The sequence below is a fragment of the Vallitalea maricola genome, assembly GCF_036985595.1.
Classification (GTDB): Bacteria; Bacillota; Clostridia; order Lachnospirales; family Vallitaleaceae; genus Vallitalea; species Vallitalea maricola.
On sequence record NZ_BTPU01000003.1, the window covers coordinates 21,069 to 34,074 of the forward strand.

Genomic DNA, 13,006 nt, shown 5'->3' on the forward strand with positions numbered 1-13,006 from the left:
AAAATGAGGAGTGGAAAGATGAAAAAATTAATGAGTTTATTTTTATCTCTTAGCTTACTTTTATTAACAATAAACACTACTGGTAATATTGCATTCGCTGCTGATAATTGTACTATTACTGAAGTTAGCGTTGATAAAGCAAGATTTAATACTGGTGATAATGTTACTATTTCTATTGAAATAAATAACCCGGATAGCATGGCAGTATCAAAAACAGTAACAACTAAAATATATCATTTAGAAAATCTTGTTGATACTTATAGTTCAGTTGTTGATGTTCAGCCTAATACAGTTACTACTCATACAGTAACATGGACAGCACCTAGCAACAATTACACAGGCTATTTAATATCAGCAGACATAGGTGATGGTGTTGAGGTTACTACTGGAGTTGATGTGTCCAATGATTTTACAAGATACCCTAGATATGGATATTCTGTAGACTTTCCTGTGGGAGAAACGTTAGAAGAAAGTAATGAAATGATAGAAAAATTAGCAAAAGATTATAATATCAATGTTGTTCAATACTATGATTGGATGTATAGACATGATATGAACTTCCCTAGTACAGGAAATACATGGGTTGATTTATTTGGTAACACTATTAGTGAAACAACTCTTCAAAATAGAATTAATAAGGGACATGCTCTCAACCAAAGTGCTATGGCTTATCAAATGGCATATATGGTACGTGAAGATTATGAAGATTATGGTGCTAAGAAAGAATGGGGTCTTTATAGAAACAAAGATTACAATATAAGCTATGATAAAGATAACCCATCAACTATTAATAACATAGATCAATTGATTTTCCCACTTGAAGGAAGTCCAGCACCTATATTATTTGCCATGAACCCAGCTAATAAGGATTGGCAGGATTTCATGAATAATCAATATACTTCAGCTGTTAACCGTTTAGGTTTTGATGGTATCCAAATAGACCAAATGGGTGATTTCTGGGGAAACATTAATTATTATGATTACTGGGGTAATTACGTTGATTTTGGTAAAACATTCTCAGATTTTGTAAATGATTCAAAAGAAACATTGACCAATAATAATAGCAGTAAAAATTATGTGACAATGAATGCTGTTAATGGAGCAGTACCACCAAATGATAGATTCTCTACATGGGATATTATGAATAATGCTGATACAGATTTTCAATTCAGTGAAATCTGGCAGAATTCTCCTACATATGATAGTTTGAAAAAATATATAGAATGGCAGAAATTAACAGATGGTGGAAAAACAATGGTTCTAGCAGCTTATATGAATCAACATACTAACGCTGGAACTTTATACGAAGCCGAAAATGCAAGTTTGAACGGATTAACAAGTGGAAATGATAATGGTACAACTTATATTACTGGTTTTGATAGTGCTGGTGATAGTGCAGATTTTAATATTTCAGTTCCAGAAGATGGCGTATATACCTTAGTATTCAGATTCTCTAATGGAGCTTCAGCAAGAGCAGATAAAAATATTTATGTTGATAATGAAAAAGTTATGACAGCTTATTTTGATTTAACTAGAACTGGATTAATGCCTGCTGACCCAAGCTGGTCTAATTATTCTAACGAAGCAGCTTTTACAGATCCAAAAACTTTATATCTTACAGCAGGAAATCATAGCATAAAAGTTCAACATGACAGTGATAATACTGGAGATATTCGTGTGGATAGTGTTACACTTGGTACTTTTAACAAAGCTTCAGTTCGTTTAACAGATTCAGCAATAGCTGCATCAGGTGCCATGCATATTGAAATGGGAACTGGTCTAAGCATGGCTAATGGATCAGGTAATTTCTGTGATACAGTTATGCTGGGTCACCCATATTATCCAAAAGCTTTCAAAATGATGAGGAATGATTTGAGAAGTGAAATGCAAAATCATTATGACTTCATTACTGCTTATGAAAATCTTCTATATGATCCAGATATCAACCCTGTTGATGGAGGAACACAAACAATCAGTATTGCAAATGAAAGTGTTACTGGTTCAGGTGAAAGTGGAAATATATGGTTTATACCAAAAACAAAAAATGACGACTATGGTATATTGCATTTAATTAATTTAACATCAGAGACTAATACTAATTGGCGGGATGTTACAGATGAACCAACAACTAAAACTAACCTTCAAGTAAAATATTATATACCTTATCATAAATCAGTATCTAACTTATATATGGCTAGTCCAGATAGAAATGATTGTATGACAGAGAATCTTTCATTTACTACAGGTACAGATAGTATTGGTAAGTATATTAGTTTTACAGTTCCTGAGTTAAAATATTGGGATATGATTTATTTTACATTTGGTAACGAAAGTGAACCATCAATATATGAAGCAGAAGATTCAATTAAAAAAGATGTAAGTACTAATACTAATCATTATGGTTATACAGGATCAGGATTTGTTGATTCCTATGGAGAAACATGGGATAGCGTTTCTTTTGACATAGAAGTTGAAGAAGAAGGGGATTATACATTAAGTTTTTCATATGCTAATGCAACAGGTAGTGAATGCAGCAGGGAACTTATTGTTGATAATCAGAACAAAGGTAAGATATCCTTCCAACCATTATCAGATTGGGATACTTGGGGAATAGCTGAAAAAGGTGTACATCTATTACCAGGTAGACATAGATTAGTAGTGCTGGTCACTAATGAATATACAGGTTACATTAATTTAGATAACTTACGTGTTGCTAAGCTATCTGAGAGTGTAAGAGGAGTATATATGAATAACTGGAAAGACTCAGTATACCTATGGAAAGAAACTCAAAATAATATAACACAACCTTTATTAAATGATGGTCCATCTATATATGAATTAAGATTCTATGAAAAAACAGATGTTGATGATTATAATAGAAACGAAATCAAGAATTACAGCATGTTCTTTAGAAATGAAACTGATAACAAGGTATATACAACTGGAAGTAATTTCAGAGCTTCAGGTCATTTTGATGATGATGGTATTTTCTATACTGCTTATGAGACTTATGCAGGAGAAAAAATGTCTCCAGAGATATCAAGAGATTATGCAGCCATTCCAAATGAGAATTTTATGGTTGTAAGATATATTGTTAAGAATAATACAGGAAATGAAAAGACTTATAATATCATGGATATGCTTCATGTGGATAATCATAGTAGTAATGATATAACAGCTTCATATGATTCTACTAATAAAGTAACTACTATAGACATGAGTGGGGCAGGACAGTATTATATTGCTCATGGTACATTGGAATCAGCTATTAATGACTACCAAGTAGCAGATGATACAGTATCAGATAGAAATAATAATGTTTGCTCACCATGGCATACTTTTAATAACGATGGTACTTTGAAAAATAACAGTTCTGTAACTTGTAGAGATATATCCACTGCATTTACTAAGTCAGTTACTCTACAACCACAAGAATCAACTGATATATATTTTTATTTAACAATAGGTAAAGATAGTTCAGAAATTCAAAATACCATTAATACAATAACAGCACAAAATGGTAGTTATTGGATGAATACTATGGAAACTAATTACTCAAATTGGTTGAACGAAGGTAAATCTGTAAACTTTGACCAGCCAAAATTAAATTATTGTTATGAAAATATATCTGTAGCATTAAAGCAATCAATTGTACCTGGAACATATAATGATGGTGTAAAAGATGTAGCTAAATTTGCATCACTACCAGCTACTACTAATCCATCAGCTTATTCTTATAAGGTATGGGCAAGAGATTCAGCTGTTACAGCTATGTCACTAGATGCTTCAGGTCATACTGATGAAGCTGAGAGCTATTGGTATTGGCTGGCAGATCGTCAAATAAAGACTGACCAAGGCAGTTGGAAGAAACCAGGTACTTTCTGGACTTGTTATTGGATATGGAATAATGAACCAGTTTCTTTTGTAGAACCAGAGTATGATTCTATAGGTATGTTTCTAGTAGGAGCTTATAGGCATTATGAAAGTTTGGATGAACCAGCTAAAACTAACTTCCTAAACAATATATGGGATGATTATAAAAGGTCAGCAGATTTTGTAATGAATAACATTGATTCAAACGGTTTTGGTGAAGCAGATTGTTCTATATGGGAAGAACAGGTTGAATATAATGCATTTACAGAAGCTCTATATGCTGCTGGTTTAGATGCTGCTCAAGAAATGGCAAAAGCTAAAGGACTACAGTCTTTGGCAGATAGTTATAATGGTGCCGCAGGTTCCATACGTTCAGCTATCCAAAGAAGTTCAACAGATTCAGTACCAGGATTATGGAATCAAACAGATCCTAATAATAGATATTACAACAGAGCTGTTAATCTAGATGGTACACCAAGAACAACAGTAGATGCTTCAAGTGATGTTTTAGTTACTTATGGTGTTATTGATATGATGTCAAAGCGTGCTTATGACCATTATAATAAAGTGACTAATACAATATCTCATGATACATATGGTGTAACAAGATATGAAGGAGATACCTTCTATACAGGTAAAAATTCTTGGGATCCAGGTGGAGTCGAAGCTTTTGAAGACGAGCCTTCGTGGACACAAATGACTATGTGGGTGGCTATGATGGAAATTTTCAGCGGTTATGATTCTCTTAGAGACAATGCTCTACGACGCCTAGAATGGTTTGCTGATAGAACTGCATTAGGTTATGCTCCACAAGGAGAAGCAGTTTCTAATGTTACATTGAAACCATGTATAAGTACTATGATAGAGCCTATCACAGGAGCTTCATATATTATGACTGCTCTAACTTACGAAGATAAATTTGATATGCGTATTACACCAAATCAATATAATGCAGGAGCTAGATATACTGTTAATGTTCATGATGGATGCAGAGATACAAGTAATGATTATGATACTATATCAGATTGGCATCAATGGACATACATACCTTATTACTTAGATAAAATAGGTGATAATACTGCTGGTGATCCAACAAGAGATATTGAAAAAATATATATTTCCAATGATGATAATAATATGTACATCAGAATTGACAATGTAGGAAATACTTTACCTAATTATAACGTAAATGGTGATAAGTTCGTAGTATCCGTTTACTCACAAGATTTTAGTAATGGAAGTATTAGTACTACTAACAACAGTTTCTACGGTGCTACATTAGATAGAGACTATGGCTACATGGTTACTAGAAGAAGTGATGATTCCAATTACACAGCTTACAATGTAGATTCTAATAACAATTGGCAGTTGGATAAACAAATCACTAGTGTTATTGCACCTCAATGGGAAAGTACTTCTGGTAGAATAGAGATGGTTATTCCACTATCAGAACTTTCAAGTGGAAGTGTTAGTACTGGAGATTGGGCTAATATGAAGATTGCATTAGGACTAGATAATGGTTCAGGTATGCAGGAAACAGACTATATGAATATTCATTATAGAATTACTGGTAATAATGAAAGCTGGTTATTTGGTAATTCAGAAGAGTAAAATTAGACTATGTAAATATTACGTTGTAAAGGAGCTGGCTATGCCAGCTCCTTTATTAGAAAAAGTTTCAATTATGTTTCTTTTCTTTATTCTGATATTTTATTACTACTTGATAAGAATCATTAGCGCTTAATTTAGCTTTTTCAGCATCTGATTTTGTTATTTCATATGTCTTCATTTGAATAGCAAATCCACCTTCATCAAATGTTATGTAATAATGACCATTTTCTTCACTAATATCTATTCCGTAATCAGAGAATATGACTTTCATATATTCACGCTCCTTTAATTAAATAAGTTTGTAACAGTTATTTTATCTAATGGTACCTGATCAATTGTAGCCTCTGGTATGCCACCACCGGTAAAACCACCTGGTATCCATTGATCATTAGCACCAAACTCATTTCCACTTGGCATTCTTAAACCTGTTGGGTTATCAATATCTACACGAACAGGTGTATTGCCTAATGTACCTGGTTCAAGGCTTAATAATTGCTCTAGTTTAGATACATCTCCTCCTGATTTAGCAATTAAATCATCAGCAACTGATTTTGGCATTACAAAAGTTCCACTAGGAGGTCCAACTGGTCTATTTGGTGCTTGCCAAGTTATTTTAGTTACACCATCATCAAACTTTGCTAAATGTTTATCAATATATTGTTTTGGCATATAAGTTGAAGGATCTGGTCTTAACCCTTTTTCGGTGGAGATTATTTCATCCACAACTTTTGGATTAATAATATCATCTAAATTCTTAGTAAATTTCTTCTCAATCTTCTCTACTACATTATCGATAGTATCTTGTATCTTGGTAGTAAACTTATCCAACATAGATGATATACCATCAATAATCTTACTTACACCTTTTTTGGCTCCTCCTAGCATCTTACTAATAAAAGGACTATCAAGGAGATTATCAATGGAATTAGGTAAGTTCTTTAACCATGAAATCATATGAGTACAAGCTTTTTTAATTTTCTCTATAATAGCTTTTGGATTATCTATTTTAGATAATATCTTAGCTATAGCCTTAGCGTCATCACCTGCGTTAAATATCTTTTTAAGTATTCCTTTTATTCCTTGTCCAATAGCTGGTATAAAAGCTATACATGATAGAGCAACATTCACAAAATCATTCTGTAATAAGTACAATCCAGCATTAATTAAATCACATACATCACCACAAAATGGTACCCATCCAACTATATCAAGTACTGTATGTGTCCATTCTAAAGCTGTATCTAAAACACTGCTGTTCTCTTCTTTTTCCTTTTCTTCTGCCCTTCTTATAGCTTCCTCGTTACGATTATAAATCTCAAGATATTTAGCATCTATCTGCTCTAAAGTTAATGCTTCCTTATCTTTATATACCATAAGGGTAGCCAATAGTTGTGGGTAATACTTAGGATTGATCCCTCTGCTGCTTGGGTCAGTTGCCATCCATCCTAGTACCATAGCATGCCCAGCCTCTTTATAAGATGGAATATTACTAATTGCACACCTGTACTTATCTTCTGAATCAGGAAAAGTATTTAATGTACTCATCCACGGTTCATAATCTAGCGTAGCTATATCATTAGGTAATTCCTTCATAGCTTCTTGATGTTTTATAGCTAAATCTTTCAGATTTTCATAAACAGGAGCAAAAAACTCACCTATCTTTTTAATATGAGACCAGATATTATTCCATACATTAGAGAATACTGATTCAAAATCATTAGTTTTATCAACTGCAGTATATTTTCCTTCATATTTATTAATAAGAGGGTCATTGCCTGTTATATTAAAATCACCAGTCTCAATAAGTATATTATTATAAGAAGGTAATCCAGCCCTGTAAGCAATACCTGTACAAGGCTTTATATCAATAAAACTATCAGCTGTTTTTAGAGCATTTCTTGGGTCATCTAATACAAAAAAATCAATAGTTGCCTGACCTATCTTACGGAAAAAGTCAAGTAAATGTTTTATGCTTGAACTGAAATCAAAACCTTTGAAAGGATAGTTACCCATAGGAGAATTAGGATTTTTATTGCTACTTATAGAAGAATTAATAGTAAGATTGTCTAAACCAACTAACTTACTAATACTATCTTCAGCTTGACTATATGCTTGTCCTGATGAATTTATAAAATCTCCTAACCTGAAGATTTCATCCTCAAGTTTACTCAATTCATGATATAGATTCCTCATAGTACTATCTATACTGTTCCGTGATTTAATATCCCAGTCCAACGAATTACGTATAGAATTAAAATTGTCTTTTACATTGTCAACATTAGATGCAATACTTTTTACTCTACTTTCATTTCGACTTAATTCTTGGTAGTGTATTGTTAATTCGGATATAATCTCACCTCCATATTATCATAATGTTTTATAAAATTCTAGTTATAATAAGTCAACAAGATGAAGTTAATAAAAGAATTACTACTTGAAATAAAACTAAATATCAATCAAATATCATAATGCTGTAAAATATTATGTAAATTTATAATATTTAATATACTCACATACCATAATGTTAATACTATAAAAAATATTTTTCAACAAATCCTGACGAACTGCACGTTTGATGGGATAAAATGCATGTAAAATTAAAATATAACAAAATAAGAGCTGAAAGTCAGTTGGAATTTATGCATAATTACAACATAATAATATTGAAATCAACAAGCAAAGAAAAGTGTAATATGGTTCATTTTACGAAGACCGATCCTTCAGGAGTAAGGCGAAGTAAAATGAACCATATTACACTCACATCATATCCGTCAGTCAAATTAAAGTAACTCAGAAGAGTAAAAGTTAATAAAATTAGACTATGTAAATATTACGTTGAAAGAAGCTGGCTATGAGCCAGCTCCTTTATTTTAATTATGTAATTATAATTATCTAGACTTTAATATTTCCATTATAGCTTTTAATGTGAAGAGAATAAGTAAGATAACAATAAATAACTTTCCTTTTTTATTGGATTCTCTAAAATCCCTTATTGTATATCTAATCAGACTTACTAATAATGTAATAATAAATATACAAAATACCAAAGAGATAAACATATATAATTTTTCTTGAATCATAACTTCATTACCTATTATTAATTCCATCACTGTTAAAAGTAGTACTAAAACAAATGATATTGAGAAAATAATAATCCAGTATTTTTTCCTAGCCAGTATTTTGAATTCACGATTATCGTTTTTCATTTTTCCATCCTTTGACTATTTAATTTAATTGTGTATCGTAATTTATGTCATCAGGTTCATTATCAATATAATCATTTTTTAAAGATTTTAGGTTATAAAATATACCAGAAGAATTTAAGAGTATTGAGGTAGCTTCATATAATCTTGCAATATTAGAAGGACGGTCTATTAGTTTAATATCATTCATTCTCGTGTAACCTATAATATCATTACCAGCATAATAATACGTACTAGTTAAATGTGTAACTTTAGTTCTCATAGCATTTACAGAAGATTTAATACCAGAAGCACCACCAAAGATATCAACGCCGTAATAGCCTAGTTCACCAATAGATTCACCCAGTTTACCTCCACTTTCACTATAATTAGTTTCATTTCCTAAAACCATATTACCGATATCAACTGTTTCACCTATAAGTGAGCCAACCATTTTTCCAGTTGGTTTGTAAACATGATCTCTAAATAAATTTTCAGACCCTACGCTTTTAAAATCATTGTTATTTATATGTTTAAAATCTTGAATACCATTATATACAGAATTAATACCATGGGCTAATGATACATAAGCAGGTACTGCAGTACCTGATGAAAAGAATATCCCTCCTGCGGATACAACAGTTGTAGCAACACCACCTACAATCTCTACTCCAGTATATAGATATTCACCTATATGATTGTCAACATACCAATCACTAACATCTTGAGCTCTGTCTCCAATCCAATCACCTACATCATCTACCCATGAAAACCAGCCTTCATCTTCATCGGTCTCATTATTGTTGACTAACTGTGTATTTGTACTTGTTATCTTTTCAAAAACATACTGATTAGAACCTCGTAGATAATTTAGTGTATTAAACATTTTTGGTTCAAGTCCACCAGTATAAGGTACATCATAACCTTGGTTTCTGAGATATTCCTTAATTTGTTCTAATCTACCTTCTTCACTGTAAGGAGCCCTATTAAGACAATTATCTAAAGCAGGTAAATCTTTAATAATTTGAGTTAAATAAGATTGAACCATCGGGTCAGCAGTAGATTGTATAAGTACGGGATTTTTATCAGTCACTATTGATTTTGCTATATAGTCACTAGATATATTATTAATTTTTATACCATTGTCTAAATAAAATTGTTTGATATAATTAAGTTCTGTTATTGGAAATTCATGTCTCATAAAGTCAGCAGTGATTTGTCCTATTATACTGAAAAAATTAAGTAAATGTTTTATATTAGAACTAAAATCAAAATTCTTAAAAGGATAGTTACCTGTAGCAGAATTAGAATTCTCATTGCTACCTATAGAAGAATTAATAGTAAGATTATCTAAACCAACTAACTTACTAATACTATTTTCAGCTTGACTATATGCTTGTCCTGAGGAGTTTATAAAATCTCCTAACCTGAAGATTTCATCCTCAAGTTTACTCAATTCATGATATAGATTCCTCATAGTACTATCTATACTATTTCGTGATTTAATATCCCAGTCCATTGAATTACGTATAGAATTAAAATGGTCTTTTACATTGTCAACATTAGATGCAATACTTTTTACTCTACTTTCATTTTCACTTAATTCTTGGTAGCATATTGTTAAATCAGAAATAATCTCACCTCCATATTATCATAATATTTTATAAAATTCTAGTTTTAATAAGCATACATAATAAAAACAACATTAAATCTTTTAAAAGTAGATATATTACCAATAAATAAGTTGTTAAATATTATGTATGTTTAAAATATTTAATATACTCATATACCATAATGTTAATACTATAAAAAATATTTTTCAACAAATCCTAACGAACTGCACGTTTGATGGGATAAAATGCATGTAAAATTAAAAAATAACAAAATAAAAGATGAAATTTGGTTGAAATTTGTGCATAATTACAACATAATAATATTGAAATAAACAAGAAAAAAAGTGTAATATGATCCATTTTACGAAGAACCATATTACACTCACATCATATCCGTTAGTTCAATTAAACTAACACAAACTTACATAGTTGAGTATATCTAAACGATTATGGTATAATCTAATATAAATATATTGAGAAAAATTAAATTACAAATATTTAATATTAACCCATAAATAAATTATAGATAGGTAGGTTTAAACATGAATATATTGTCCGCAGAAAATCTCTCTAAAAGTTACTCAGAGAAAACTTTATTTGAAAATATTACATTTGGTATTGATGATAATGAAAAAATAGGTTTAATAGGCGTTAATGGTACAGGAAAATCCACATTACTAAAGACTTTAGTAGGTATAGAATCTCTTGATGAAGGAAAAGTAGTTACTGGCAGAGACGTAAAAATTCAATACCTATCCCAGAATCCTGACTTTGATAACGAATCTACAGTACTTGAACAGATTTTTCAAGGTGATAGTAAAGAAATGAAACTTATAAGGGAATATGAGCTAGTAGTCCAGAAATTAGAAAAAGAATACGATAATGTTAAATTACAAGAAAGATTAACAAAACTTAATAGTGACATGGATTCTTACGATGCTTGGAAAATGGAAAGTGAAGCTAAAAGCATTCTAACTAAGCTTGGTATACGAGACTTTGAGTCAAAAATGGGGATTTTATCAGGTGGACAAAGAAAAAGAGTTGTTTTAGCAGCCGCCTTAATTCAACCATCAGATTTACTTATTCTAGATGAGCCCACAAACCATATTGATGATACTTTGATTGAATGGCTGGAAGATTATCTTAATAATCGTAAGGGTGCATTATTAATGATTACACATGATAGATATTTTCTTGATAGAGTTACCAACAGAATTCTGGAGCTGGACCAAGGCGGGTTATATTCCTATATAGGAAATTATAGTTTATATCTAGAAAAGAAAGCCGAACGAGAGCAAGAAGTCATTAATAAAGAATTAAAAAGAAGAAATATATTTAGAAATGAACTAGAATGGATAAGAAGAGGAGCAAGAGCTAGGTCTACCAAACAAAAAGCTAGAATAGATAGATTTGAACAACTAAAAGAACAAAAAGTTGATTTAAGACAGCAGAATATGGATATTACAGTGGGGTCAAGAAGACTAGGTAAGAAAATTATTGATATCCATAATGTATCTAAGAGTTTTGATAGTAATACTGTATTAAAGGATTTTGACTATACAGTTCTTAGAGATGATAGAGTAGGTATTATAGGTGCTAATGGAATAGGAAAATCAACATTACTTAATATGATTGACGGTAGACTAACCCCTGATAATGGAAGTATAGATATAGGTGAAACAGTAGTTATCGGTTATTACTCACAAGAAAATCTTGAAATGGATGAAAGCCTTAAGGTTATTGAGTATATTAAAGAAGTTGCAGAATATATAACTGCTGGAGATAATTATAAAATAACAGCTTCACAGATGTTAGAAAGGTTCTTGTTTACAAAAGAAATGCAATATACTTTTATTAATCGTTTATCAGGTGGGGAAAAGAGAAGATTGTACCTGCTTAGAGTATTGATGCAGAATCCTAACGTACTTCTACTAGATGAGCCTACTAATGACCTTGATGTACAAACACTTACTATTCTAGAGGAATATATTGAGAACTTTAAGGGTGTAGTTATTACAGTATCTCATGATAGGTATTTCTTGGATAAGATATGTGATAAATTATTTGTTTTCATGGGCAATGGTGAGGTTAAACAGTTTACAGGAAATTATACTAATTATATCAAGATTAATCCTAATGTTATGGATAGTAATGAAGAGAATGTAAAAGTTAATAATAAAGAAAAAGAAAATACAAAATCTAACTATAAGCAAAGAGAAAGAGCTCCTAAGTTTAGTTACAAAGAGAAGATAGAATATGAGGAGATTGATGGTAAGATTGAAAAAGTTGAGGATAAAATAAGTAAGGTGGAAGAAGAGATAGGTAAGGGTGGCAGTGATTTTGTGAGGTTACAGGAACTTACTGAAGAAAAAGAGAAGTTGGAGAGTAAGTTGGTGGAGTTGATGGATAGGTGGGAGTATTTGAATGAATTGGCGGAGAGGATAGCGGATTATAAGGAGAGATAATTTATATATAGATAAATTATACTAAAAAACGACAATAGTCTACAGTGAAGTTATAGAAAGTGACGAATTAATAATTTGTTACTTTTTTTTGTAACTTTTTATTGATTGTGTGCCTTATATAAGAGGAGATATTTTTATGGAGGTGTGAAAAATGACGTTAACTGCAATTTAGTTACAGTATATAAATAGGAATAATATGGATAAATGTATTTTAGAATATAATAAGAATAATTGTATTTAAAATAGTAAAATTATTGAATTA

General features: G+C 31.0%; 6 protein-coding genes. 2 read left to right on the top strand and 4 right to left on the bottom strand.

The features are described from left to right. Positions 1-18 precede the first annotated feature (18 nt). On the top strand, positions 19-5,484 hold the full coding sequence (locus AACQ14_RS01105) for a glycoside hydrolase family 66 protein (RefSeq protein ID WP_339361722.1): 5,466 nt from the start codon (positions 19-21) through the stop codon (positions 5,482-5,484). A 67-nt stretch (positions 5,485-5,551) separates the two neighbouring features. Here the strand turns inward: AACQ14_RS01105 and AACQ14_RS01110 are convergent, their stop codons facing one another. From AACQ14_RS01110 to AACQ14_RS01125, 4 genes are all read right to left on the bottom strand, one after another. Beyond that, positions 5,552-5,755 (bottom strand): hypothetical protein, encoded by a 204-nt coding sequence (locus AACQ14_RS01110; protein WP_339361723.1) that lies wholly within the window; start codon positions 5,753-5,755, stop codon positions 5,552-5,554. Positions 5,756-5,769: 14 nt separating this feature from the next. Continuing rightward, entirely contained in the window at positions 5,770-7,656 is a 1,887-nt protein-coding gene (locus tag AACQ14_RS01115; protein ID WP_339361724.1) for a hypothetical protein, read from the bottom strand. 716 nt (positions 7,657-8,372) lie between these two features. Continuing rightward, on the bottom strand, positions 8,373-8,690 hold the full coding sequence (locus AACQ14_RS01120) for a hypothetical protein (RefSeq protein ID WP_339361725.1): 318 nt from the start codon (positions 8,688-8,690) through the stop codon (positions 8,373-8,375). Between the two features lie 19 nt (positions 8,691-8,709). Continuing rightward, positions 8,710-10,122, bottom strand: coding sequence for a hypothetical protein (locus tag AACQ14_RS01125; protein ID WP_339361726.1), 1,413 nt, complete (start codon positions 10,120-10,122; stop codon positions 8,710-8,712). A gap of 699 nt (positions 10,123-10,821) precedes the next feature. On the opposite strand from AACQ14_RS01125, the gene AACQ14_RS01130 reads away from it, so the two are divergent. Next, positions 10,822-12,744: an ABC-F family ATP-binding cassette domain-containing protein gene (locus AACQ14_RS01130; protein ID WP_339361727.1), complete on the top strand. Its 1,923-nt coding sequence runs from the start codon at positions 10,822-10,824 to the stop codon at positions 12,742-12,744. The last annotated feature ends 262 nt before the right edge of the window (positions 12,745-13,006 follow it).